This window comes from Leisingera sp. ABM4_060, from assembly GCF_056158765.1.
In genome coordinates this window covers 37,108-60,204 of the sequence record NZ_JBSWTX010000002.1, presented here as the reverse complement: position 1 = coordinate 60,204, position 23,097 = coordinate 37,108, and the positions used below count along the sequence as shown (strand labels likewise).

Genomic DNA, 23,097 nt, shown 5'->3' with positions numbered 1-23,097 from the left:
CCCTGCCTCAGCCCTGAAAGCCGGTGCGGATCACTTGCCCTTGATCCGCACCGAATAGGTGGTCTTGGCACCGGCGGGCGGCGGCGGAAACGGCGCCGCCCGCCGCACCTGCGCCAGCGCGATACTGTCCAGCTTGGCCGAGCCCGAGCTTTTGGCGATCCGTGCCGCCCCCAATGCCCCGCTGCCGGTGATTGTGAACCGCACCAGCGCCGCGCCGCGGATGTTTACCTTCTGCCGCTTCGCCCGCATTACCCGCCGCAGCACCTGCCCGCGGTAGTTATCCGCCGCCGCATTGCCCTGCTGCTTGGCGGTGCCCGGAACAGATACCGCTTGCCCCGTAGACTGTGCAGCGGTACCAGAAGCCGTGCCCGCGGCGGCATCCTGCTCGGTATTGTTGCCGCGCCTTTGCGCTTGGCGGGGCTTGGGCTCCGGTTTCGGCTCAGGCTTGGTTTCGGGTTTAGGCTCCGGCAAAGGTTCCACAACGTCCGGCTCCGGCGCGGTCTCAGCCTCTTCAGGCTGTTGCTGCTCGACAGGTTCCGCCTGGGCCTGAGGCTGCACCGGTGCAGCAGCCTGCTGCACCTCCACCGGCCCGGTTTGTGCAAAGGGCAGAACCGGTTCCGCATTGGCCACCGGGGCCTGAACGGCCACGGCCTCCGTTCGCACTGCTTCGGCCACCGGCGGCTGCGCTTGAAGAGCGGGCTTCTCCGCAACTTCTGCCGTTTCCGCTTCCAGAAGCTCGTCGGTTGTCTGGGGCACATCGGCCCCCTGTACCAAATCCGCAAAAGCAAACCCTTCGGCAGCCAGCCCCGTATTGCCGCCCGCGTGCTCTGCCTGCTCCCCGCTGGCCATATAGGCAAAACCAGCGTGTCCGGCGGCGGCAATGAAAACCGCGGCCAAGCCCATCAGACGGGATTGCGGCACCCTCATTGCAGCGCCCTTTCCGAGACCAGCAGCACCCGTTTGGCGCCCGCCGCGCGCAGCGCGTTGCCCAGTTTCACCAGCTCACGCGCCAGCAGGTCCCGGTCCGGAACGATCCGCACCGTTTCGCGTTCCTCGTCAGACAGCATCGCGGCATAGGCCGCAGCTTCCGCCAGTTCCTCACCGCGCAGGGTCAACCGCCCGTCCGCATGCACCACCAGCGCATCCGGCGGCTCGCGGCCTTCCAGGCCCTTGGCCTCGATCAGGGTCACATCCTTGTCGAGCGGCACCGCGAGGGTGCCTGCGATCATGAAGAAGATCAGCATCAGGAATACGATATTGATCAGCGCGATCGTTGGCTCATTCGGCGCTGCCGCCAGCGGTTTGACACGCATCAGCCCAGCACCATGGTTTGCAGCCCATCGACGCTGCGCAGTGCCGTCAGCAGATCCACCAGCCGCTGCGAGGACGCGTCCTCACCCGGACTGACCAGCACCAGATGGCCCGCGCTTGTCTTGGGCTGCAGCCGGATCAGATCGGCAAGCCGCTCCAAGTCGGCAGGCTGGCCGTTCAGGGTCAGCCGGTCCTCGCCTAAGGTAACAAACAGCATCTGCCGCTCGCCGGCGCTGCCGCCCTGCCCCGCCGCCATCAGCTCCACCTCGCCGAATTTCGAAAACGTCGAAGTCAGCATGAAGAACAGCAGTAGCAGGAAAATCACGTCGATCAGCGAGGTCATAGACAGCCGCCCGCGCTTGACCCCCTGCAGCTTAACCGCCATGCGCCACCTGCAGTGTCTGCTGCTCCGCGTGCCCGGCGGAAGGCGCAAAGACAATCCGCAAAGCCCGGTTGGCAAAGACCCGCTCGCGCTGCATCCGCGCGGTCAGCCAGCTGAGCACCAGCGAGGTCGGCATCGCCACCGCCAGCCCCGCTGCTGTGGTCAGGAGCGCCACCCAGATTCCGCCCGCCAGCAGCGAGGGATCCACCGAAGACCCCGCCGACTGCAATTTCTGGAAAGCCTCGATCATGCCGAGCACGGTGCCGAACAGCCCCAGCAGCGGCGCCAGTTGCGCAACCATGTCGAGCGCGCCCAGACCACGCTCCAGTTTCGAAAACCGCTCTTCCGCCTCGGCATCCGCCCGTTCCGCCAGCATCTGATCACCCGGGCCTTTCAGCGCCAGCTGCATCACCGGCACGAGGTAGGATTTGCTCTGTGCCAGCATCGCCTTCGCGCCTTCGCCGTCGCCGCGGTCCCAGGCCTCAACCGCCCCGGCCAGCGCCTTGTGCCGCCCGACCCGCGCCGCCTGATACTGCCAGATTTTGTAAAGTACCAAAGCCGCCGTCAGCACCGAGACCACCAGCAGCAGCAGAACCACCGGGCCGCCCAGCTCCAGCACCCGCGCCAAGGCATCTTGCACAAATGTCATCCTGCCAGCTCCATCACCTTGCTGCTGAGGAAGAGGCCGCGGCTGCAGGCGCCGTCCGGCAGGCCCTCGCCCACGCAGGTAGCTGCCCCGTTGATCAAAACCCGGCTTATGCCTTCACAGGCTTGCGGGAACTGGAACTGCCGCACGCGCAGGCGCCCGGCAGGAAGATCCTGAAAGTCGAGGAGCGTGAGCCGCGCCACCTGCCCCTGAGCATCAAACAGGACGGTTTCATAGACCGCCTTGCCAATGTCCGCCGCGTGGGCGTTCTGCACCACAAAGGACAGCTTGCAGGCCTCGCCTGCCGGTTCGGCGGCACTCAGTTCGATGGAAACCCCGGGATTGGCGGCCTCGCCGGCTGCCGCAGTGTTTGTTGCTGCCAGCACAGCGGCCAGCAGCAGGGGGTTCACGTATTTCAGTCCAAGTGCCATGTCACACCTCTCGGGTTTTACCATTGGGATCAGAAGGTTTTGGCCAGGGTCAGCTTGAAGTTCCGGCCCGCCGCATCGCGCGAATACAGGCTGGGCCGGTAGTCACGGTCAAAGGCGTTCTCGATGCCAAAGCGGACCTCTGCCCCTTCCAGAACGCCCGACTGCGGCTTGTAGGTGGCGCGCAGGTTATGCACCCCGTAGCCGGCAACCGCATCACCCGCGGCATCAAAGCCGGATTTTGCAGCCACCAGCTCCCAGCTCAGGTCCAGCGTCTCGCCAAACCGCTTGCCCAGAGTCAGACGCAGGTCGTCGGCCGCCAGGTTGCGCCAGCGCGACGCGGTGCCGTTCAGGAGCTCCTCGCCCTCCGGCAGGTTGGCGTTCAGATCGGCATAGAAGCCCGAGTCCAGTGCATAGCTCGCTTCGAGCTCAATGCCGCTGGTCTCCACCTTGTCCAGCGGCACAAAGGCAAAGAACGGAGGCGTGGTGAGGGTAACGGTGTCCACATAAGAGGTGATGTCGCGCAGGCGGCTGTCGTAATAGTTCACCTTGACCGCAAGGCTGTCGTTTGCGGTGAACACATCCGCCGCCGCATAGGCCGCGCCGATTTCATAAGTGTCTGAGCGCTCCGACACGCCGATCCGGGCCGCGTTGTCCAGATCGTCGATGATCGGCAGGTTTTCAGTGTAGGCAGCGCTGCCGAACAGGGCAAAGCCCGAGTCGAATTCATAGCGCAGCGACAGCCCGCCCATCAGCGCCGAAGCATCGTGGTTCTGCGAGCCGTCGTGGGCCTCGATCTCCTGGCTTTCATAGCGCAGCGCAGGGGTGGCGCTCCAACGGCCGATGGAGATTTCGTCGACTGCAAAGACCGCATAGCGCTTAGCCGTGCCGCCCGGTGCCGCGGAGGCATCAAGACGTTCACGCCGGCTGAACTCAACCCCGGTGCGCAGATCATGGGTCAGGGCACCAGTGGTGAAATAGCTGCCGTTCTTCACCGTCAGCTTGGTCGTTTCATAGCGGTGGTCGGCGTCCTGGGTCGCGCTGCTGAACGGATCACCCGCGGTGCCGCTGCGGGCACAGGCCGGGTCTGCGCGTATCACGCCGCCATCATCGCAGAACGCGCTGCCCGCGATATAGGTCTGGTCGATTTTCTGATCCGAATAGGTCAGGTTCACATCCAGATTGACCAGATCATTGCCGGCCGGGTTCCACTGATAGCGGATACCCGCGACACGGTTATCAATCCGCCGGTCGACATTGCCAAAACTGGTGTCGGTGGTGCCGAACCCGTCATAGGGCACGTCTTTCTCATCATTCACGCTGTCATTCAGCGAAGCGGTGATCGAGTGTTCACCCGCGTCGCCAAAGGTGTATTTGCCCTTGATCAGGTAGGACGGCGTGCGCGACTGGGTGTTGGCCGTGAAATTGCCGTCGCCATCGTCATACTCTGCGGTATCGCGCAGCGTGTAGTTCAGCAGCAGCTCAAAGTTTTCGGTAGGCTGCCAGGCCAGGATCGAGGATGTGGCAAAGCCTTCTCCATTGCTGGTGGCCTGCAAGGTCTGGCGGAACCGCATGCCGATTTCGCCGCCGGTGAAATCGGAGGCGTCTTTGGTGTCCAGTTTGACAAGGCCGCCAATGATGCCGGAACCGTATTCGAAACTGCCGACGGTGCCCCGGATGACCGAGACTTCCTTGTACAGCTCCGGGTCGGTGAACAGCTGAGTGCCGATCCGGTACAGCTCCTCGGAGCCGGTAGTAGCGCCGTCAATGATCACTTGAACCTTCTGGTCGGTGCCAAAGCTGCTGGTAGCGCCGAAGCCGCGGATGTTGATGCCGGCGCCGCGCGGCGTGTTGCCGTTGACCAGATTCACCCCCGGCACCGAGTCAATCAGCTCGCCAATCGTGCCGGCCTGCCGGTCGTCGATTTCCTCCTGGTTGATCACCGTCAGCGGCACTGCGGTGCCGGTCTGCACCTCGCGTTTGCCTGCCCCCAGCTCAACCGTGCCCAGGAAGTCCTCGTCTGCAACAATATCCTGCGCTGCCAGGCTGCCTGCGCTGGCCATCAGGCCCAGCACTGACACGGTGCTCAGCAGCCGCCACCCCTTTTGGTAAGTCCCCATCTCGCGTCCCTTCGCATCTCATTCGTTCTTCGAACCGGATGCTTGCGTCGGGGCTGGCGTGGTCGTTTGTCTGTTGATTTCCGCGGAATCACAAATTCCGCTTGAGCCTGTTAATAAAGGTGATAAAAACAGTCAACATAAATTAACACACCGTTAACCACGGTGGCCAGCCGCTGCGCTCTTTCTGCCGCTGCCAGCCCTTTCCCCGAGATCACAGCTGAAAGGGCTGACATGACAGATTCTCCGATGGCGCCGGCGGCGATCCGCGCGGCCCGTGCTGAGCACTCCAACCTGCGCGACCGCGACTTTGCGGACAAGTTCGGCATCTCCGAAGGCCAGCTGGTGGCGGCCTACACCAGCGAAGGCGTAACCCGCATCTCCGCGCATCCGGACGATATCATGCCGCGGCTGGCCGCCTTGGGCGAGGTCATGGCACTAACCCGCAACGCCTCTTGCGTGCTTGAGAAGGTGGGGGTCTACGAAAACTACCACTCCGGCCAGCACGCTTCGATGATCCTGAACGAGGCCATCGACCTGCGGCTGTTCCCCAAGCATTTCGTCTCGGCCTTTGCGGTGGAGCGGCAGACGGACAAGGGCACCAAAAGCTCGATCCAGATCTTTGACGCGGCGGGTGATGCGGTCCACAAGGTGCATCTGCGCGAGGCCTCGGATCTGCAGGCCTGGGCAAAGCTGATTGACGAGCTGAAACTGCCGGACCAAAGCCGGGACCTGACGGTGGAACCGCGCAAACCCGCCGAGGCACCCAAGGCCAATCCGGACAAGGCCGAGGCCCTGCGCCGCGAATGGGCCAAGATGACCGACACCCATCAGTTCCTGCGGCTCACTTCCAAGCTGAAGATGAACCGGCTGGGCGCTTACCGAATTGCCGGCGCGCCGTTGGCGTGGGAACTGGACCCCGGCGAGGTCAACAAGATGCTGTTTGCAGTGCGCGACCAAGGTGTCGAGGTGATGATCTTTGTCGGCAACATGGGCTGCATTGAAATCCACGGCGGCCCCGTGAAGACCCTGCGCAGGATGGGGCCTTGGCAGAACATCATGGACCCGGGCTGTCACATGCACCTGCGGCTCGATCATATTGCCGAGGTCTGGGCGGTCAGCAAACCCACCCAGCGCGGCGATGCGGTCTCGGTTGAGGCCTTTGACGCTGATGGCGGCACCATCTTCCAGGTCTTCGGCCGCCGCACCGAAGCGAAGGACCACCGCCCCGAATGGAACGCCATCGTCGAAAGCCTGGCCTCCCTGCCCGTAAAGGAGGCCGTGTGATGTCCCTGTTTTCCCGTCTGTATCTGGGCCTGAACCTGCTCATCGCCGCGGTCTTTGCCGGCCATATGGCCCTGGCGGAGACGCCCGGCCGTATCGTCTCTGTCGGCGGCGCGGTGACCGAAATCGTCTATGCCCTGGGCCAGCAGCACCGGCTGATCGCCCGCGACACCACCTCCACCTACCCCGCAGCCGCAGCTGGACTGCCCGATATCGGCTATCAGCGCGCACTGGCGCCCGAGGGGGTCTTGTCGGTGACACCGGACCTCATTCTGGCCACCGAAGGGGCCGGCCCGCCAGAAACCCTGGACGTGCTGAAAGAAGCACAGGTTGCGTTTGTCAGCGTGCCTGAGATCTACACTGCAGACGGGATCGCCGAGAAAATCCGCATCGTCGGCGCGGCTCTAGGCCAGGACGCAGCAGCGGAGGCCTTGGCACAAGAGGTGTTCACCGAGGTCACTGCGGCGCAAGCCCAGGCGGCGCAAGCAGCAAACGGCTCCCCCAAAAAGGTACTGTTTGTGCTCTCCACCCGCGGCGGGCGGGTGATGGCCGGCGGCGCCAATTCCGCTGCCGGCAGCATCATCCGGCTGGCCGGCGGCATCAACGCCGCCGCCGGCTTCGAGGGCTACAAGCCGATGACCGACGAGGCCATCGCTCAAGCCGCCCCCGACGTGATCCTGGTGATGGCCCGGGGCGGCGACCATGGTGTCAGCACCGAAGAGCTGCTGGCGATCCCGGCGATCCAGCCAACCCCGGCGGCACAGAATGGTGCCATTGTTCGGATGAACGGGCTGCATCTGATCGGTTTCGGCCCGCGCACCGCCTCGGCCATCGTGGAGCTGAGCCAGAAATTCTACGGCGGAGGCAGCCAAGATGACGCTGGCCATTGACGCGCCCGCCGCAGGCGGCGTGGCGGACCGCCGGGTCCAAGCCCGGCGGCTGACCCTGGTGCTGGCGGCGCTGCTGTCTGTCATGTCGGTCTTCTCGCTCGGCTGGGGGGCCTCAGGGACCTCGCTCTGGAGCGCGCTGTCGGATCTGGTGGCAGGCCACGAGCTCAGTCGGCTGGACCGGATCATTCTGTTTGATATCCGGCTGCCGCGCCTGTTCATGGGGCTCTTGGTGGGGGCGGCGCTGGCGGTGTCAGGCGCGCTGTTGCAGGGGCTGTTCCGAAACCCGCTGGCCGACCCCGCAATCGTCGGCATCAGCGCCGGCGCCAGCCTGGCGGCAGTGGCCGCAATCGTGCTGGGCACGGCGCTGCCAATGGCGGTGCAGCAGGCGGCCGGCAGTTACCTGGTGTCCATCGCCGCCTTCTGCGGCAGCTGGGCTGCAATCATGGTCCTCTACCGGATCTCCACCCGCGGCGGCCAAACTTCGGTCGCCACCATGCTTCTGGCGGGCATCGCCATCAGCGCGCTGGCCAATGCCGGCACCGGCATGATCACCTATTTGGCCGATGACGCGCAGCTGCGCGACTTAACGTTCTGGAACATGGGCTCGCTGGCCGGCGCCACCTGGACCAAAGTCCTGGCTGCCGGGCCGGTGATCTGCGCGGCGCTGCTGGCTGCCCCTTTCCTGGCCCGGGGCCTAAACGGCCTGGCCCTGGGAGAAGCCGCGGCAGGCCACATCGGCATCCCGGTGCAGCGGGTCAAGAACATTGCCGTCCTGACGGTTGCCGCCGCCACCGGCGCCGCCGTTGCCGTCTCGGGCGGGATTGGATTCATCGGAATCGTGGTGCCGCATCTTTTGCGCCTGGCCACCGGCCCCGACCACCACAGCCTGTTGCCCAATGCCGCGCTGCTAGGCGCCGCCCTGCTGATCGGTGCCGACATGATTTCCCGGGTGATCGTGGCGCCGGCCGAACTGCCTATCGGCATCATCACCGCGGTACTTGGCGCGCCTTTCTTTCTGTGGATCCTGCTACGCCGCTTCGGTCACATGGGGATTTGAGGAAACATCATGCAAGCTTTTGATATCACCGTAACCCTCGGCCGCCGCACCATCCTGAAGAGCGTGGATTTCGAGGCCAGGCCGGGCCAGGTCACCGCCATCGCGGGCCCCAACGGTTCCGGCAAGACGACGCTGTTGCGGGCAATGACCGGCGAGGTGCCCTTTACCGGCCGGGTGCTGCTGAACGGACAGGACACCGCCGCCATGAAACCCTGGCAGTTGGCCGCCATCCGCGCGGTGCAGCCGCAGTCCGCCGTGATCGCCTTTCCGTTCACAGTGATCGAAATCGTGCGGCTGGGACTGTCCGCCGGGCTGGCAGCCGCCGATACCGATCTGCCGCTGAAGGCGCTGGAACAGGTCGATCTGGACGGCTTTGCAAACCGCTGCTATCAGGACCTGTCCGGCGGCGAGCAGCAGCGTGTCCAGCTCGCACGGGTGATAACCCAAGTCTGGGAACCGGTCGCGGACGGCACCCCGCGCTGGCTGATTCTGGATGAGCCGGTCGCCAGTCTCGACATCGGCCACCAATTCACCGTCATGGACCTGGCGCGCAGTTTTGCGGCTCGCGGCGGCGGCGTGGTGGCAGTGATGCATGATCTGAACCTGACGGCGATGTTTGCTGACCGGATCACCCTGATCCATGCAGGACATGTTGCGGCAGCGGGCACGCCTCAGAATGTGCTGACCAACAAGACACTGCAGCATGTCTACGGCTGCCCGGTGCCGGTCAACACCGCACCGCCGACCGGCATGCCGTTCCTGCTGCCGCAGGCCCGCCCGGTCTGAAGCTGCCGGCCTGGTCCGGCACGCCAGTTCACACCGCATCTTCCTGCCTGGGGGCAACGCGGAACAGGCCAATCACATCCTCGGCAATGGCGATCAGCACCGGCACCAAAATCAGCATCAGTGCGGTGCCGAACAACTCGCCAAAGGCCAGCGAGACCGCGGCGGGGATCAGGTACTGCGCCTGCTCCGAGGTTTCCGACAAGAGCGGCAGCAGGCCGGTCACCGTGGTGGCAGTGGTCAGAAAGATCGCCTGGAAGCGGGCGGTACCAGCCTGGTGCAAGGCGCCGGCAACAGGTTCCTCCTCCTCCCGCGCCTGATTGTAGCGGGTGATCATCACCAGGCTGTCATTCACAATGACGCCGGTGAGGGCCAGCATGCCGAAGAAGGACAGCAGCGACAGCGGCACATCCATAATCAAATGGCCTACGGCGGCGGCAACAAAGCCAAAGGGCACGATGGCCAGGATCACGATGGGCTGCCAGTAGCTTTTGAGCGGCACCGCCATCAGCACGTAGATCAGCACTGCCGCCAGCAGCAGCGCGCGGAGCAGGCCGCCGCGGATCTCGCCCATCTCCTCCAGCTCGCCCCCGGCGGCCACTTTGACGCTGGGGTATTTGGCCGCCAGCTGCGGCACCAGCTGTTCGAACACAGCCTGGCCGACTTCCCCGGGCGCCACCACCGAACGGTCGATGGAGGCCGCCACGGTATTGACCCGCCGCCCGTCGCGGCGGTGGATCACGCCGGAGACATAGCTGCCCTCGATATCCGCCACGATGCCCAGCGGCACCCAGGCGCCGGTATTGCTGCGCAAGCGCAGCTGCATCAGATCACTGATGGTGTCGCGCGCCGCGCGGGTGTTTTGCACCAGCACCCGGACCTCAGCGCCGTCGCGGCGGATCCGGGCAACTTCGGCACCGCCATATCCGTTGCCGATCTGGCTCGCCAGGGTTTCGGCTGTGAAACCCAGGCTGCGGGCGTCGGGGCGCAGGCGCAGCTTCAGCTCCGGCTGCCCGCCGGCCATCCCGTCGCGGATGTTGGCAACCCCTTCGATGCCCTCAAGGAAGCCGCGCATCTCGTTGCTGGCCTGGCGCAGCAGGTCCTCATCTTTGGACATCAGCCGGATGCGGAACCCGCCCGCCAGCTCCTCAGAGCCGGTGAACTCCAGCTCAGTTGCGCCCTCCACCGCGCCGGTACGCTCCCGCCACAGCCGGACCACGTCCAGGATTGGCACATCCGGGCGGTCCGCCACCGGCAGCATCTCGGCATAGATCTGGGCACTGCCCGCGCTGTTGATGATGGTGAAGAAGGTTTTGACCGGCGGGGTCTCCATGCCGGCCTGTTCGGCCAGCTCCTGATTCAGAGCATGGCCTGCGGCCTCAATCCGGTCGGCATTGGCGCGGGTGAGAGCAAAGGGCGCGCGGGCGTCCATTTCCAGGTTCACGGTGATCACTTGGCCCGGGACCTCAGGGAAGAAAACGGTGCGGACCTTGCCCTTGACCATCAGCCCCAGCCCCAGACAGGCCGCGGCGATGAACAGCACGAGCACGGCGTAACGGTAGGCCACGGAGACCACTAGAACCGGTTGGTAAACCATGTCGCGGACCCAGCAGAGCCCGCCCCGCGCGCCGTCCTGGACGCGGCCCCACAGGCGGCTCCGCAGATAGCGGCGGCGCGGCTGCAGCGGCACACGGGCCAGATGCGCGGGCAGGATGAACTTGCTTTCGATCAGGGAGAAGATCAGGGCCAGGATCACGATGCCGGAGAAACCGGCCAGCGCCTTACCCAGCGGGTTGTCGATCAGCAGCATCGGGAAGAAGGCGGCGATGGTGGTCAGCACGCCAAAGACAGTTGCCACGGCGACCTTGTGCACGCCTTTTTCGGTGCCTTCTACCGGGTCGTTCACCTTCCGGCGTTCCTTGAACACGCTTTCGCCGACCACCACCGCGTCATCGACCAGGATCCCAAGGGCGAGGATCAGGCCGAAGGTGGTCACGTCGTTCAGCGAGTAGTCCACCCATTTGGACCCGGCCACTGCAATGGCGCCCATGACCGAGATGGGAATGCCCATGGCCACCCAGAACGCCAGCCGCACGTTCAGGAACACCGACAGCATCAGCGCCACCAGGATCAGCCCCTGCACCCCGTTGGATTTGAGCAGGGCCAGCCGGTCGGCGATGTAGCCGGCACTGTCGCCCCAGACCTCAATTTGGACCGAGGGCGGCAGCTGGCGTTCGAAGTCCGCCGCCACGCTGCGGACAACACGGCTGATTTCCAGCAGGTTTTCTTTTTGCCCGACCAGCACCTCCATGCCGACAGTGGGGCTGCCGTTGAGGCGGAACAGGAAGTCGCCCTCCAGGTGGCCGTCCTCGATTGTGGCGATGTCGCGCAGCGGCACATGCGAGCCGTCTTCGCGTTCGATCACCGGCAGGGCGCCGTATTCCGGCGCGTAGCGGGCACGGTTGTCGGCGCGCAGGTGGATGGTGCCATCCTGGGTGCGCAGCTGGCCCGCCTGGTAGGTCAGCGAGTTTGACTGGATCGCGGCAGCCACATCGCCTGCGGTGAGCCCGTACTGGCGCAGCCGTTCCGGGTCCGCCTCGATCCGCAGCTCGCGCGGGATCAGGCCCCAGATCTTGAGCCGCGACAGCTCCGGCTGGCCCAGCAGCTCCTCCTTCAGCCGTTGGGCCAGGGTTTGCAGGGTGGCGGGGTCGGCTTGGCCGTGCAGGTTCACGTACAGCGCCGGGAAGTCGAAGCCGGACGCCTCGATCACCGGGCGGCGGGCCTTGTCCGGCAGATCGGCCAGCCCGTCGATGCGGATGCGGACCCGGTCCAGCACCGCCTGCAGTTTCTCGCCGCCCGCGCGGCGGACCGAGATGGTGCTGAGGCCGTTGACCGACAGCGAAGTGATGCTGCGCACGCCCTCAAGGCCTTCGAGCGCCTGCTCAACCTTTTGCGTCACCAGCTCATTCACCTGGCCCGCGGTGGCACCGGGGTATTCGATGGAAACCTCGACGCTTTCCGGCGGGATACGCGGGAAACCCTCGATGCGGATCGACATCAGTGTCTGCACGCCGAGGAACAGGATCAGTGCCATCATCAGATTGGCAGCAACGGGGTTGCGGATGAACCATGCGGTCAGAGCACGCATGGATCAGCCCTCCGCCGGCTTGGGGCTGACGCGCTGGCCAGGCAGGAATGATGCAAGCGGCGTTCTGGCCACCTGCCAGGGACCGGTGCCGTCGGGCGCGGCGATGGTGATATTCCCGCCGTGCCGGAACAGTACCCTGGGAGTGATGCGCTGCAGGAGACCAGTGCTGCCGACCAGCCAGATATGCCCGGCCCGGGTCAATGTGCCTTCGGGCAAGGTCAGAGTGTCCGCAAGCTCCCGCCCGCGAAAGTCCACCCGCAAGAAGTCGCCCGCCAGAACACCGTCATGCGGGTCCGTCACTTCCAGAAAAATCCGCACCTGGCGGGTCTTCGGGTCGAGAAAACCCCCGCCCTGACGGATCCGGGCCTGCCCCAGCAGCCGACCGTTCCGGTGGTAGAGATCCGCTATCTGTCCGCTAAGGGGCTGCTCCAGCAGGTTCCAGTTCTCCTGGCTCAACTCGGCCGTGAGCTCAAACTGCCTATCGCCGGATAGCTGCAGCAGCGGATCGCCCGCGCTGACCGTCTGGCCCAGGCTGGCCAGCCGCCGGGTGACAAAGCCCGCGAACGGCGCGGTGACCGCGGTATCCTCCAGCTCGCGCAACGCGGCCTGCAACTGGGCCTCGGCCGATGCAACGTTGCGCCCGGCGATCCGCAATTGCGGCAGGTGCAGCGCCAGGTCGTTGGGTGGGCTGGACCCGTCGCGGGCAAACTGACGCTCGGCAACGGTCACTTTGTTCTGGGCCTGCAGCAGATTGAGCCTGGCTTGCGCCAGCGAAAGCTCCGCCGCGGCCACTGCGGTTTCATACTGTGTCTTTTCGATGGAAAACAACGGTGTGCCCTTGGCCACCCGCGCCCCGGCAAGCGCCTCTTCATGCACCGCCAGAATCCGCCCCGACACGGCGGAACGCAACTCCGCCTCCCAGCGCGGACGCAACTCAGCGTAAACCGAGACAACCGCCCGCGCCGGGCCAGGCACGGCTGCAACCACCGAGACCAAGGGTGCCGGCGGCTGAGTTGCCGCGCGCTCTACATCCGCGGTGTCTTCGGTTTCAAACAGCAGCAGTACCACCACAGCCAGCACAGCTACCGACAATATCAGCCACAGCCATTGCCGCCCGCGGGGGGCCGGAACCTTAGTCCTTGCATCCATCATGGGCAACACTTTCCTTCGTCATCAGAACCATCCAGCCCTTGCAGGCCGCGCTTATCTGGCATATGTGATGAACGATCGTTCGCTCAAGAGGCGAAGCAAAGAATGCCCACCGCAGAAGACAAGACCGCATCGAAGCGCGAAAAGGCAATTGCGCAGCGCCGTGCACAGATCCTGGACGCCGCCCTGGAGTGCTTTCTGGAGAACGGCTATCACCAGACCGGGGTGCGGGATATTGCAAAGAAGGCCGGGATGAGCCTGGGCAATCTCTACAACCACTTCCCGGGCAAGCACGACGTGCTGGCGGAAATTGCGGCACTGGAGCACCTCGAGCTGGCGCCATTCCTCAGGATCCTCGGCAGATCTTCGCCCGCGCCGAAGGTCCTTGAGACTTTCCTCGCGTCTTATGCCAAGTATCTTGCCGACCCGGACACTGTGATTCTGACTCTGGAAATCTCCGGCGAGGCCATCCGCAAGCCCGACATCGCCGCCATGTTCATGGCCAACCGCGCCCAACTGGCGAACGCCGTCACCGCGGTTCTGAAACGCGGCATTGCCGAGGGCAGCCTGCGCACCCTGCCCGACCCGAATGAAACGGCACAGCTGATCATCGAACTCGCTGAAGGCAGCGCCTACCGCTGTGTGCTGAGCAATGTTTCCATGCGCAAAGTTCTGAAAGGGCTGCAGGATTTCGTCTCTGCAGCAGTTCTGCCCCGCTAGGCCTCAGCCCGGGGCCTGCTGCCCCTGCAGCCAGTCGGCAAACGCCTGCACGCTCTTTTGCGCGCCGCCGCGGCGCGGCCGGGCCAGGAAATAACCATAGTCCTGCAGCGCATAGGGCGACAGGCGAAACAGCTTGCCTTCGTCCATCTCGCGCTCGATCAGCGAATCCATCAAGGCAACCCCCTGCCCGTCGATCACCGCCTGCACCCGCACATTAGGATCAGGGATGATCAGCGTATCGCGCCGCGTCTGGTGCGGCAGACCTGCGGCAATCAGCCAGTCGGTCCAGGCGTTGCTGTCGTCATGATCACGCAGCAAGGTGAAACCGGAGACCGCCTGCTCCCAGCCCGCAGCCTGCACACGCTGCAATGCATCGGCATTACCGACGGGAAAGGCCGGGCACGGCAAAAAGGAGGCTACGTCCTCGTCGTCCCACTGCCCGTTGCCCCAGCGGATCGCGATATCCACACCCTGTGCCTCCAGATCGAACAACCGGATCATCGGCTGCAACCTCAGTTGGATTTCCGGATGCTCCTGCATAAAAGACATCAGCCGCGGTGACAGCCAGCGGGCGGCGAAATAAGTGGAAACACCCACTGTCAGCGTGCTGGAGGAACTCCCCTTCAGCGCCAGTATATCTGCCTCGATCGCCTCGTAATGGCTCTGGCAGGCTGTCAGCAGCTTCTGCCCGCCCGCCGTCAGCTCCACCCCGCGCACGTTGCGCTGGAACAGCGCAAACCCAAGATCCGTCTCCAGCGTTTTAACCTGATAACTCACCGCACCCTTAGTCATGTTCAGCGCCGCTGCCGCATCGGAAAAGCTGCGGTAGCGGGCAATCTCCGCAAACAGGCGCAGGCTGTCGTGGTGGCGGAACTCTACGGGCATGGTTCATGCGTATAAATTTCCTGAACACATTGAGCAAATAAATTCGATTGCTAGCCGCATTGTTCCCACGATTATGGACGTTGCACTGTATTTCGGGAGGCCAAACGTTGAAAAATGTGAACGTTGATACCCATATCACTCAACGCGGCAAATCCCGCCGCGGGCGGCTGACCCGGCACAATGCGCCGCAGACCACACCCGTGTACCGGCGCCGCTCGATCCCGGCCTATGGCCTGCTGGATGAAACCGCCCTCACCCGCATCGAAGCCCAGGCGGATTGGATACTTGAACACATCGGCGTCGAGTTCTGCGGCGACAGCACGGCGCTTACGCTGTTCGCCGGCGCCGGAGCCCGCATTGAAGGCACCCGTGCCCGCTTTGCGCCGGGCCATGTGCGGCAGCTCTGCCAGACCGCGCCTGCCGAATTCCAGCTCCACGGCCGCGGCCCTGGCCGCACCGTGACGCTCGGCGGCAACAATGTGGTGCTGATGCCCGGCTACGGCTCGCCCTTTGTCACCGACGTGGAGCAGGGCCGACGCTACGCCACGCTGCAGGACTTTGAAAGCTTCGCAAAGCTTGCCCATATGTCACCCGCCCTGCACCACTCCGGCGGCACCATAGTGGAGCCGACCGATGTACCAGTGAACAAGCGGCATCTGGACATGATGCTGGGCCATCTCACCTTGTCGGACAAACCCTTCATGGGCGGCGTCACCTCGGCGCAGGCTGCAGAAGACAGTATCAGCATGGCCCGGCTGGCCTTTGGCGCAGAGTTTCTCGACCGGAACGCGGTGATGCAGGCCAATATCAACGTCAATTCGCCGCTGGTCTATGACGCGGTTATGTCAGGCTCCCTGCGCCTTTACGCAGCGGCGAACCAATGCGTCTGCATCTCCCCCGCGATATTCGCCGGCGCCATGGGGCCGCTCTCTCCTGCCGCCACCGCCGCCCAGACCCTGGCCGAGGCGATGGCGGGCATTGCCCTCACCCAGCTGGTGCGCCCTGGCTGCCCGGTGGTCTTCGGCAGCTTCCATTCTTCGATGAACCTGCGCAGCGGCGCGCTGACCTTTGGCTCGCCCGAGGCAAACCTCACCACCATGGCGATGTCGCAATTGGGCCGCAGGCTGGGGGTGCCAGTGCGCTCGGGCGGCGGTCAGGTCACCGCCTCCAACGCCGCCGACGGGCAGGCGATGCAGGACAGCACCGGCGCCATGTGGGCAACGCTTTTGTCTGGCAGCCATCAGGTCTGGCACGCGGCCGGCTGGCTCGAAGGCGGGTTGGTGATGTCTTACGAAAAATTCGTGATGGACCTCGACCACTGCGGCGCCATGCTGAAGATGCTGCAGGGGTTCACCACCGATGACGAGGCCTTTGGCCGCGATGCCTACGGCGAGGCGGGGCCGGGCGAGAACTTCCTCTCAACCGGCCACACCCTGCGCCACTACACCACCGCCAACTTCGAACCGCAGGTGCCTGAGGCAGGCCCTTATGAGACCTGGGACGAGAGCGGCCGCCAGACCGCAGATCAGCGTGCCGCGGCCCGATGGCGGCAGATGCTGGCGGAGTATCAGCCGCCAGAGATGCCGGAACGCACTCGCACAGCCCTGAACGATTTCGTGGCGGAGCGCAAAGCCGCCATGCCCGACGAATGGTATTGAGAAAGGACCTCTAGACATGACCGAAGAACTGAGCCGCACCTCCGCGCTTGCCTCCCGCCACATTGCCCTGGGATCGGGGCTGGAAGACTGGAACGGCATGGGCACCGCCTGGACCTACAGTACCGACCCGAATGACGAACACGACGCGGTGCGCGAGCAGGCCGGCATGTTCGACATGTCGCCGCTGAAAAAGGTCTTTGTCCGCGGCAAGGATGCACAGGCCGTGCTGGATCACCTGACCACCCGCGACCTGTCCAAACTTGCGCCGGGCAAAGCCGCCTACCTCTGCGTGCTGACCGATGCGGGCGGCATTGCCGATGACGCCATTGTCTCAAACAACGGCGGCGATGAGTGGATGATCGTGCATGGCTCCGGCGGCACCATGGCGCTGCTCGCAGCCTCTGCCCAAGGCCGCGACGTCTGGCTGGAATTCACCGACGACCTGCACGACGTTTCGGTCCAGGGCCCCGCCGCGCTGGAGATCCTGAACGCCCATTGCGATACCGACCTGGCCACCCTCGGCTACTTCGAACACGCGCCTGCTGCCCTGTTCGGCCATACCTGCCGGATCTCACGCACTGGCTACTCCGGCGAGCGCGGCTACGAGATCTTTGCCAGCGCCGCAGTGATCACGGATATCTGGGACAAGCTGGCTGAGGCTGGCGTCATGCCCTGCTCTTTCACTGCCCTCGACAAGGTGCGGATCGAGGCCGGGCTCTTGTTCTACGGCTACGACATGACCGAGGAGCACACGCCCTGGGAGGTCGGCCTCGGCTTTACCGTCAGCTCCTCCAAGGGAGATTTCCGCGGCAAGGACGCGGTGATGGCGGCGAAAGGCCGGGAGAAGATCAGCAATGTCTGCCTCGACATCAACCACTCGGACATGGTTGAGGGCGGCGAGACCCTGCTGCTGGACGGTGAGGAAATCGGGGTGGTCAACAGCCCCTGCTATTCGCACCGGATGGGCAAATCCCTGGCATTGGCCCATGTCCGCCCGGGGATCGCAGCCGGAGCTGTCCTGCAGGTCAAAAGCGAGGCGCTGGAAACCACCGCCACCGTTGTGAACAGCCCCGTCTACGACCCGCAAAAGACCCGCACCCAAGGCTGACCGTGGCAAGGCCGGAGCGCAGCTCTCCGCTCCGGCCAAACTCATCAGCCGTGGCTCACCGGCATCAGCGCCGCCGTGCGCCCTGCAGTCAGACCGCCCACGGATTTCACAATCGCCTCCCGGTCGATCCGGAAATGCCGCGACAGGTCGCCAATGGTGCCGGTCTGGCCGAAATGCTCCACCCCATGCGGGACCGTCTTGTGGCCGGCAACCGCGCCCAGCCAGGCCAGTGTCGCCGGATGGCCGTCGATCACGGTGACCAGCGTGCAGTGGTCAGGCAGGTCCCCCAGCAGCCGCTCGATATGCGACAGCGCCGCCGGATTGCCGCGGGCGCGCTCCCGCTGGGCAGCGGTCCAGCCCGCGTTCAGCCGGTCGGCTGAGGTGACGGCCAAAACCCCCACATCGCGGCGCACCTCGCCGATCATGCCGGCCGCGGCAATCGCCTCATCGGCAACCGCACCCTGATAGGCAATCACAACCGAGCAGTTGGGCCCGGGCTTGCGCAGCCAGTAGGCGCCATCAATCGCGCCTTGCCGGAACGCATCATCAACGCGTTCGCCCGGCTGCTCCAGCGGCTTGGTGGAAAGGCGCAAATAAACTGATCCGCCGGTCTCATCGCGCAGCCAGGTGCGCTCATCCGGGTCGCCCTCGCCATCGCGTTGCAGATAGCCAAAGGCCCATTCCATGATCACCGCCAGCTCATCGGCAAAGGCAGGCTCAAAAGCCGCCAGCCCGTCCTGGCTCATGCCAATCAAAGGCGTGCCGATCGACTGATGCGCGCCGCCCTCCGGCGCCAGCGTCACCCCTGACGGCGTGCCCGCAATCATAAAGCGCGCGTCCTGGTAGCAGGCATAGTTCAGCGCATCGAGGCCGCGGCAGACAAACGGGTCATAGACCGTGCCCACCGGAATCACCCGCTTGCCCCAGAGGCTGTGCGCCAGCCCGGCAGCACCCAGCAGCAGGAACAGGTTCATCTCGGCAATACCCAGCTCAAGATGCTGGCCCTCGGGGGCAAAGTTCCATTTCGCGGTCGAGGGGATACGGTGCTCGATAAACGCATCCTTCTGCGCTTCGCGCGCAAACAGCTTGCGCCGGTTGACCCAGGGCCCCAGCCCGGTGGTGCCGGTCACATCGGGTGAAGTGGTCATGATCCGCGCCGCAAATTCGCTGTCCCCGCGCGCCAGCGCGTCCATGATCTTGCCAAAGGCCATCTGGGTCGAGGTTTCGCGGGACGTGTCCACCGCCACCGCAGGCACCGCCAAGGGCGCTTCGGAGTAACGCCGCGGGCCTTCGGCAAAAAACGGCACCTGCCCCAGGAAGGCCTGCAGCGCAGATACATCGCCGACGGTGGCAAAAGGCTCCCACTCCTGCCCTTCCGGCACCCCCATATGGGCCTGCCACTCCGCCATCTGCGCCTTGGTCATCAAGCCGCCGTGGTTGTCCTTGTGGCCCGCAATCGGCGTGCCCCAGCCCTTGACCGTATAGGCCAGGAAGCAGACCGGGCGGTCATGATCAATGGCGGCAAAACTCTCTGCCATGGTCTCAACACAGTTGCCGCCAAGGTTTTCCATCAGCTCTGCCAGTTCCGCATCGCTGCGCCGTTCGATCAGCGCCGAGACCTCGCCCTGATCTCCCAGATCATCCAGCAGCCGCTGCCGCCAGACCGCGCCGCCCATGAAGGTCAGCGCCGAATACTCCTGGTTCGGGCAGGCATCAATCCAGCCGCGCAAAGCCTCCCCGCCCGGTTCCTCGAACGCAGCCCGCTGCAGTGCACCGTATTTCACCCGCACCACATCCCAGCCAAAGGCGTCGAACACTTTCTCGACCCGCTCAAACAGGCCTTCGCGCACGATCCCGTCCAGCGACTGGCGGTTATAGTCAATGATCCACCAGGTGTTGCGCAGGCCGTTCTTCCAGCCCTCCTGCAGAACCTCGTAGATATTGCCCTCGTCCAGCTCGGCATCGCCCACCAGCGCCACCATGCGGCCCAGCCGGGTCTCCGCGCCCCAGTCCTTGGCGGCAATGAAATCCTGCACCATCGAAGCCAGAGCGGTGATGCCCACACCCAGCCCCACCGAGCCGGTGGAGAAATCCACATCGTCCACATCCTTGGTCCGGCTCGGATAGCTCTGCACCCCGCCAAAGCCGCGGAAGTTCTGCATCTTCTCCCGGCTCAGGTTGCCCATCAGATACTGCATCGCATGGAACACCGGCGAGGCATGGGGTTTCACCGCCACCCGGTCCTCAGGCCGCAGCGCCGAGAAATAGAGCGCCGTCATGATCGACACCATCGAGGCCGAGGATGCCTGATGCCCGCCCACCTTGATCCCGTCCGGGTTGGGGCGGATGTGGTTGGCGTTGTGGATCATCCAGTGCGACAGCCACAGCAGCCGCTGCTCAACGGTTTTCAGATGGGTCAGGTCCGGGCGCATGGCTCTCTCCTTATTCGGCGGCGTGCTGCAGCGGCGCGGGCAAGGCCTGCTCCAGATCGGCCAGGATGTCCTCCACCTCTTCCAGCCCCACCGACAGGCGGATCAGCCCGTCACTGATGCCATGCTCGGCCCGCTCTTCCGGAGTATAGGTCGAATGGGTCATCGAGGCAGGGTGCTGGATCAGGGTCTCCGCATCGCCCAGCGACACTGCCCGCTGGATCATCTGCAAACCGTTCATCAGGGCAATGCCGCCCTGCAGCCCGCCCTCGACCTCAAAAGCGATCATCGCGCCGGGCTGATCCATCTGGCGTTCCGCCACCGCGTGCTGGGCAAAGCTCTCCAGCCCCGGGAAATGCACCGCCCGCACCGCCGGATGCGCCGCCAGGAAATCCGCCACCACCCGCGCCGAGGCGCAATGGCGGTCCATCCGCAGGTTCAGCGTCTTCAGCCCCCGCAGGATCAGCATTGCATTGAACGGCGCCATCACTGCGCCGGTCATGTCCTTCATGCCGACCAGGCGGATTTCGGCAATCTGTTCGGCGCGGCCGGCGACAAGGCCTGCCACCACATCGCCGTGGCCGCCTAGGTATTTGGTGGCCGAATGCAGCACGATATCAGCGCCCAGCTCAATCGGCCGGGTCAGGTAAGGCGTGGAATAGGTGTTATCCACCACCACCTGCGCCCCTGCGGCATGAGCAATCTCCGCCGCACCGGCAATATCCACCAGCCGCATGTTCGGATTGGCCGGGGTCTCGAAATAGACCACCCGGGTCTTGTCCGACACCGCTGCGCGCAGATTTTCCATATGGGTCATGTCCACATGGGTGATGGTCACACCCCATTTCGACAGCCCGTGGCGCATGAAGGCAAAGGTGCAGCCGTAAAGCGTCTTGTCGACAATCACCTCATCGCCGGGCGACAGCAGCGTCCACAGAACCGCCGTCACCGCGCCCATGCCGCTGGACAGCGCCAGCCCGGCCTCGGCGCCTTCCAGCGTGGCAATCCGCTGCTCCAGCAGATCGCAGGTCGGGTTGGAAATCCGGCTGTAGATATGGCCCCGCCGCTCGCCCGCAAACATCTCGCCGCCGGCCTCAGCCGTCTGGAATGCAAAGGTCGAAGTCAAATGCAAAGGCGGCGTCAGCGCGCCCTCGTTCTGCTGCGGATCATACGCGTGGTGGATGGCGCGGGTGGCAAAGCCTTTTGAGCGGGTCATGGCTGTCTCCTCAATCTCTTTACAGCCATATTACGCCTCATGACTGGGCTATTGATTGCGTATTCTGCCTCAAACTATATGCTGATTGGCATATTATGCCAAGATGAGAGCTCAAATGGACGACAAGGACAGGCAAATCATCCGCGCCCTGCAGCGCGATGGCCGGATGACCAACCAGGAGCTGGCCGAGGCGGTGAACCTGTCGCCCTCCCCCTGCCTGCGCCGGGTCCGCAACCTCGAGGCCAACGGCGTGATCCGCGGCTACAGCGCCGAGGTGGACGCCAAGGCTTACGGGATTGCGATCACCGTCTTTGTCCGCGTCAAGCTGGAGCGGCACAACGAGACCGACGTGCAGCAATTCGAGCGCCGGATGCAAATGATCGAGGAAGTGCTGGAATGCCACGTGCTGACCGGCGCCATGGATTACCAGCTGCGGGTGCTGGTGCCGGATCTTGAGGCTTACGAGGATTTCATCCGTAACCGTATCCACCCGATCGGCGGCATCGCCTCGATCGACACCAGCTTTGTCTACAGCACTGTGAAACGCACTGCAGTGTTTCCAATGCCTGAATGAATCTGGCACTCAACCTGCACATATCCAAACTGCCGGCAAAAGCAGCAGTGCCAGAGAGATCGCAGCTCCCATCGGCAAGCTGCCCGGGGCGCGGACAACGGCCCAGCCCGAAACCGCGGCAGGCTGCTGTACCCGCAGGGCTGCAACGGCGATCACCACCGCAATCATCGCTGCACTGAAACACCAGCCGAAGCCGACCAGCGCCCAAGACGGCACAAACAGCATCGCCGCCCCCATCATTTTGACGTCTCCGCCTGCTAAAATCCGCAAGTGGAACAAGGCAGCGCAAAGCAGAAACACAAGCGCTGCCGACAACAGTCTCAGAGCAATCTCCTGCAGCGGCAGCAGCGGAGCGGCCAGCACAAACACGGCAATTATGCTCAAGACCAGCCAATTCGGTATCCGCAAATGCCGAAAGTCGCCAATGGCGGCCCAGACCAGCAACGGCATTGCCACCGTCAGCGGCAAAAACCCGGTCAGCGTGCTCATGCCGCTGTTCCCCGCCGTGGCGATTGCCCGGCAAACGTATCCACCGAAACAAGATGATAGACCAGCTCGGTCAGGTTCCGGGTGCGGGTCTTGGCATAAATGTTGCGCAGATGCGTGCGGAGGGTCGATTTCGAGATCCCCAGATCCGACTGCACCCGCTTGGCCGGCTGGCCCTTGCTCAGCAGCACGCAGACCCGGTATTCGGCGCGGCTCAGCTGCGCCGGGTTCTCCATGCTCAAGAGATGCGCTTCCACCTCTGCCCTGCAGCGCAGCCGCCGCTCGTTCAAGCAGGCCTCGGTGTACAGCCCTGGCGACCGGTTGGTCCAAGTCCGCACCAGCGTGTCCGAAATGATGTTCAAAAGCGCCTGCTGCACCGCCCCCGGACGGGAGGAAAAATGCAGTTCCAGAAAATCGGTGTAGTGGCGGCCCGAAGACAGCGGAATGACCGCCAGCTCTGCCAGCCTGCGCGACGCATGGAACCGGTCCAGTGCCGGATCGCTATCCTGGTCGCTCATCGATTTGTACCAGATCAGCCCCGGCTTGGCCTTGTCCAGATAGCCCCCCAGCACCGCCCGCGCGAAGGAACGGTCAAGCGCCGGGCCATTGCCCCCGCCTGCGGCCGCATCGAAAAACACTGATCCTGAAGCCCGGCCCTTGCCGGTCGAAACCCTGCAAACTGCAGCAGCTTCTCCATTAATGGCTGCCGCCAGGGCGCGCAAAGCGTCCCGGAATGGCGCGCAGCCATGAAGGCACTCACACCATCGCGCAATAGGCGCAATCATACCGGCCTCAGCGGCCTGGATGGTGCGGGTGTCAAAAAGCG

At 64.4% G+C, this 23,097-nt stretch carries 21 protein-coding genes; 8 read left to right on the top strand and 13 right to left on the bottom strand.

Annotated elements, in window-relative coordinates; all coding sequences use genetic code 11:
* Positions 1–30: 30 nt before the first annotated feature.
* From ACXAEH_RS20850 to ACXAEH_RS20825, 6 genes are read right to left on the bottom strand one after another with little or no spacing between them, the layout of a single operon-like run.
* Positions 31–927, bottom strand: coding sequence for an energy transducer TonB (locus tag ACXAEH_RS20850; protein WP_475035763.1), 897 nt, complete (start codon positions 925–927; stop codon positions 31–33).
* Positions 924–1,313, bottom strand: coding sequence for an ExbD/TolR family protein (locus ACXAEH_RS20845; RefSeq protein WP_475035761.1), 390 nt, complete (start codon positions 1,311–1,313; stop codon positions 924–926). The genes ACXAEH_RS20850 and ACXAEH_RS20845 overlap by 4 nt, the downstream gene beginning before the upstream one ends.
* Entirely contained in the window at positions 1,313–1,696 is a 384-nt protein-coding gene (locus tag ACXAEH_RS20840; RefSeq protein ID WP_475035759.1) for an ExbD/TolR family protein, read from the bottom strand. The genes ACXAEH_RS20845 and ACXAEH_RS20840 overlap by 1 nt, the downstream gene beginning before the upstream one ends.
* Positions 1,686–2,342: a MotA/TolQ/ExbB proton channel family protein gene (locus tag ACXAEH_RS20835; RefSeq protein WP_475035757.1), complete on the bottom strand. Its 657-nt coding sequence runs from the start codon at positions 2,340–2,342 to the stop codon at positions 1,686–1,688. The genes ACXAEH_RS20840 and ACXAEH_RS20835 overlap by 11 nt, the downstream gene beginning before the upstream one ends.
* A complete protein-coding gene (locus tag ACXAEH_RS20830) occupies positions 2,339–2,770 on the bottom strand; it encodes a hypothetical protein (protein WP_475035756.1) in 432 nt (143 codons plus the stop codon). Before ACXAEH_RS20830 ends, ACXAEH_RS20835 begins: the two co-directional genes overlap by 4 nt.
* A gap of 29 nt (positions 2,771–2,799) precedes the next feature.
* Positions 2,800–4,887: a TonB-dependent receptor domain-containing protein gene (locus tag ACXAEH_RS20825; RefSeq protein WP_475035754.1), complete on the bottom strand. Its 2,088-nt coding sequence runs from the start codon at positions 4,885–4,887 to the stop codon at positions 2,800–2,802.
* Between the two features lie 231 nt (positions 4,888–5,118).
* Between ACXAEH_RS20825 and ACXAEH_RS20820 the strand changes: the two genes are divergently transcribed.
* From ACXAEH_RS20820 to ACXAEH_RS20805, 4 genes are read left to right on the top strand one after another with little or no spacing between them, the layout of a single operon-like run.
* Complete coding sequence (locus ACXAEH_RS20820) at positions 5,119–6,171, top strand: hemin-degrading factor (RefSeq protein WP_475035753.1); 1,053 nt, start codon at positions 5,119–5,121, stop codon at positions 6,169–6,171.
* Positions 6,171–7,058 carry a heme/hemin ABC transporter substrate-binding protein gene (locus ACXAEH_RS20815; RefSeq protein ID WP_475035751.1) on the top strand — a complete coding sequence of 296 codons (888 nt, stop codon included), beginning with the start codon at positions 6,171–6,173 and terminating at the stop codon, positions 7,056–7,058. The genes ACXAEH_RS20820 and ACXAEH_RS20815 overlap by 1 nt, the downstream gene beginning before the upstream one ends.
* Positions 7,042–8,115 (top strand): FecCD family ABC transporter permease, encoded by a 1,074-nt coding sequence (locus tag ACXAEH_RS20810; RefSeq protein WP_475035749.1) that lies wholly within the window; start codon positions 7,042–7,044, stop codon positions 8,113–8,115. Before ACXAEH_RS20815 ends, ACXAEH_RS20810 begins: the two co-directional genes overlap by 17 nt.
* A 9-nt stretch (positions 8,116–8,124) precedes the next feature.
* Positions 8,125–8,901: a heme ABC transporter ATP-binding protein gene (locus ACXAEH_RS20805; RefSeq protein WP_475035747.1), complete on the top strand. Its 777-nt coding sequence runs from the start codon at positions 8,125–8,127 to the stop codon at positions 8,899–8,901.
* A gap of 28 nt (positions 8,902–8,929) precedes the next feature.
* Here the strand turns inward: ACXAEH_RS20805 and ACXAEH_RS20800 are convergent, their stop codons facing one another.
* Positions 8,930–12,046: an efflux RND transporter permease subunit gene (locus tag ACXAEH_RS20800; protein WP_475035745.1), complete on the bottom strand. Its 3,117-nt coding sequence runs from the start codon at positions 12,044–12,046 to the stop codon at positions 8,930–8,932.
* 3 nt (positions 12,047–12,049) lie between these two features.
* On the bottom strand, positions 12,050–13,198 hold the full coding sequence (locus ACXAEH_RS20795) for an efflux RND transporter periplasmic adaptor subunit (protein WP_475035744.1): 1,149 nt from the start codon (positions 13,196–13,198) through the stop codon (positions 12,050–12,052).
* A gap of 102 nt (positions 13,199–13,300) precedes the next feature.
* Between ACXAEH_RS20795 and ACXAEH_RS20790 the strand changes: the two genes are divergently transcribed.
* Positions 13,301–13,915 carry a TetR/AcrR family transcriptional regulator gene (locus tag ACXAEH_RS20790; protein ID WP_475035742.1) on the top strand — a complete coding sequence of 205 codons (615 nt, stop codon included), beginning with the start codon at positions 13,301–13,303 and terminating at the stop codon, positions 13,913–13,915.
* Positions 13,916–13,918: 3 nt separating this feature from the next.
* Here the strand turns inward: ACXAEH_RS20790 and ACXAEH_RS20785 are convergent, their stop codons facing one another.
* Positions 13,919–14,800, bottom strand: a complete 882-nt coding sequence (locus ACXAEH_RS20785) for a LysR substrate-binding domain-containing protein (protein ID WP_475035741.1) — start codon at positions 14,798–14,800, stop codon at positions 13,919–13,921.
* 116 nt (positions 14,801–14,916) lie between these two features.
* Between ACXAEH_RS20785 and ACXAEH_RS20780 the strand changes: the two genes are divergently transcribed.
* Positions 14,917–16,458 (top strand): trimethylamine methyltransferase family protein, encoded by a 1,542-nt coding sequence (locus ACXAEH_RS20780; protein ID WP_475036141.1) that lies wholly within the window; start codon positions 14,917–14,919, stop codon positions 16,456–16,458.
* A gap of 16 nt (positions 16,459–16,474) precedes the next feature.
* On the top strand, positions 16,475–17,566 hold the full coding sequence (locus tag ACXAEH_RS20775; RefSeq protein WP_475035739.1) for an aminomethyl transferase family protein: 1,092 nt from the start codon (positions 16,475–16,477) through the stop codon (positions 17,564–17,566).
* A gap of 44 nt (positions 17,567–17,610) precedes the next feature.
* On the opposite strand, the gene ACXAEH_RS20770 is transcribed toward ACXAEH_RS20775, so the two are convergent.
* Both ACXAEH_RS20770 and ACXAEH_RS20765 read right to left on the bottom strand, forming a co-directional pair.
* A complete protein-coding gene (locus ACXAEH_RS20770; protein WP_475035738.1) occupies positions 17,611–19,998 on the bottom strand; it encodes a transketolase in 2,388 nt (795 codons plus the stop codon).
* A 10-nt stretch (positions 19,999–20,008) separates the two neighbouring features.
* Positions 20,009–21,211, bottom strand: a complete 1,203-nt coding sequence (locus ACXAEH_RS20765) for a methionine gamma-lyase (protein WP_475035736.1) — start codon at positions 21,209–21,211, stop codon at positions 20,009–20,011.
* Positions 21,212–21,326: 115 nt separating this feature from the next.
* Here ACXAEH_RS20765 and ACXAEH_RS20760 point away from each other — a divergent pair, with 115 nt between their 5' ends.
* Positions 21,327–21,785: an Lrp/AsnC family transcriptional regulator gene (locus ACXAEH_RS20760; RefSeq protein WP_475035734.1), complete on the top strand. Its 459-nt coding sequence runs from the start codon at positions 21,327–21,329 to the stop codon at positions 21,783–21,785.
* A 9-nt stretch (positions 21,786–21,794) separates the two neighbouring features.
* Here the strand turns inward: ACXAEH_RS20760 and ACXAEH_RS20755 are convergent, their stop codons facing one another.
* A complete protein-coding gene (locus tag ACXAEH_RS20755; protein ID WP_475035732.1) occupies positions 21,795–22,274 on the bottom strand; it encodes a prepilin peptidase in 480 nt (159 codons plus the stop codon).
* Positions 22,271–22,909 (bottom strand): helix-turn-helix transcriptional regulator, encoded by a 639-nt coding sequence (locus ACXAEH_RS20750; protein WP_475035731.1) that lies wholly within the window; start codon positions 22,907–22,909, stop codon positions 22,271–22,273. Before ACXAEH_RS20750 ends, ACXAEH_RS20755 begins: the two co-directional genes overlap by 4 nt.
* Between the last annotated feature and the right edge of the window lie 188 nt (positions 22,910–23,097).

What these genes read in the sequence shown, in the direction of transcription:
- ACXAEH_RS20850 (WP_475035763.1), bottom strand. Translation starts at nt 927, where the DNA reads ATGAGGGTGCCGCAATCCCGTCTGATGGGCTTGGCCGCGGTTTTCATT.
- ACXAEH_RS20845 (WP_475035761.1), bottom strand. Translation starts at nt 1,313, where the DNA reads ATGCGTGTCAAACCGCTGGCGGCAGCGCCGAATGAGCCAACGATCGCG.
- ACXAEH_RS20840 (WP_475035759.1), bottom strand. Translation starts at nt 1,696, where the DNA reads ATGGCGGTTAAGCTGCAGGGGGTCAAGCGCGGGCGGCTGTCTATGACC.
- ACXAEH_RS20835 (WP_475035757.1), bottom strand. Translation starts at nt 2,342, where the DNA reads ATGACATTTGTGCAAGATGCCTTGGCGCGGGTGCTGGAGCTGGGCGGC.
- ACXAEH_RS20830 (WP_475035756.1), bottom strand. Translation starts at nt 2,770, where the DNA reads ATGGCACTTGGACTGAAATACGTGAACCCCCTGCTGCTGGCCGCTGTG.
- ACXAEH_RS20825 (WP_475035754.1), bottom strand. Translation starts at nt 4,887, where the DNA reads ATGGGGACTTACCAAAAGGGGTGGCGGCTGCTGAGCACCGTGTCAGTG.
- ACXAEH_RS20820 (WP_475035753.1), top strand. Translation starts at nt 5,119, where the DNA reads ATGACAGATTCTCCGATGGCGCCGGCGGCGATCCGCGCGGCCCGTGCT.
- ACXAEH_RS20815 (WP_475035751.1), top strand. Translation starts at nt 6,171, where the DNA reads ATGTCCCTGTTTTCCCGTCTGTATCTGGGCCTGAACCTGCTCATCGCC.
- ACXAEH_RS20810 (WP_475035749.1), top strand. Translation starts at nt 7,042, where the DNA reads ATGACGCTGGCCATTGACGCGCCCGCCGCAGGCGGCGTGGCGGACCGC.
- ACXAEH_RS20805 (WP_475035747.1), top strand. Translation starts at nt 8,125, where the DNA reads ATGCAAGCTTTTGATATCACCGTAACCCTCGGCCGCCGCACCATCCTG.
- ACXAEH_RS20800 (WP_475035745.1), bottom strand. Translation starts at nt 12,046, where the DNA reads ATGCGTGCTCTGACCGCATGGTTCATCCGCAACCCCGTTGCTGCCAAT.
- ACXAEH_RS20795 (WP_475035744.1), bottom strand. Translation starts at nt 13,198, where the DNA reads ATGATGGATGCAAGGACTAAGGTTCCGGCCCCCCGCGGGCGGCAATGG.
- ACXAEH_RS20790 (WP_475035742.1), top strand. Translation starts at nt 13,301, where the DNA reads ATGCCCACCGCAGAAGACAAGACCGCATCGAAGCGCGAAAAGGCAATT.
- ACXAEH_RS20785 (WP_475035741.1), bottom strand. Translation starts at nt 14,800, where the DNA reads ATGCCCGTAGAGTTCCGCCACCACGACAGCCTGCGCCTGTTTGCGGAG.
- ACXAEH_RS20775 (WP_475035739.1), top strand. Translation starts at nt 16,475, where the DNA reads ATGACCGAAGAACTGAGCCGCACCTCCGCGCTTGCCTCCCGCCACATT.
- ACXAEH_RS20770 (WP_475035738.1), bottom strand. Translation starts at nt 19,998, where the DNA reads ATGCGCCCGGACCTGACCCATCTGAAAACCGTTGAGCAGCGGCTGCTG.
- ACXAEH_RS20765 (WP_475035736.1), bottom strand. Translation starts at nt 21,211, where the DNA reads ATGACCCGCTCAAAAGGCTTTGCCACCCGCGCCATCCACCACGCGTAT.
- ACXAEH_RS20760 (WP_475035734.1), top strand. Translation starts at nt 21,327, where the DNA reads ATGGACGACAAGGACAGGCAAATCATCCGCGCCCTGCAGCGCGATGGC.
- ACXAEH_RS20755 (WP_475035732.1), bottom strand. Translation starts at nt 22,274, where the DNA reads ATGAGCACGCTGACCGGGTTTTTGCCGCTGACGGTGGCAATGCCGTTG.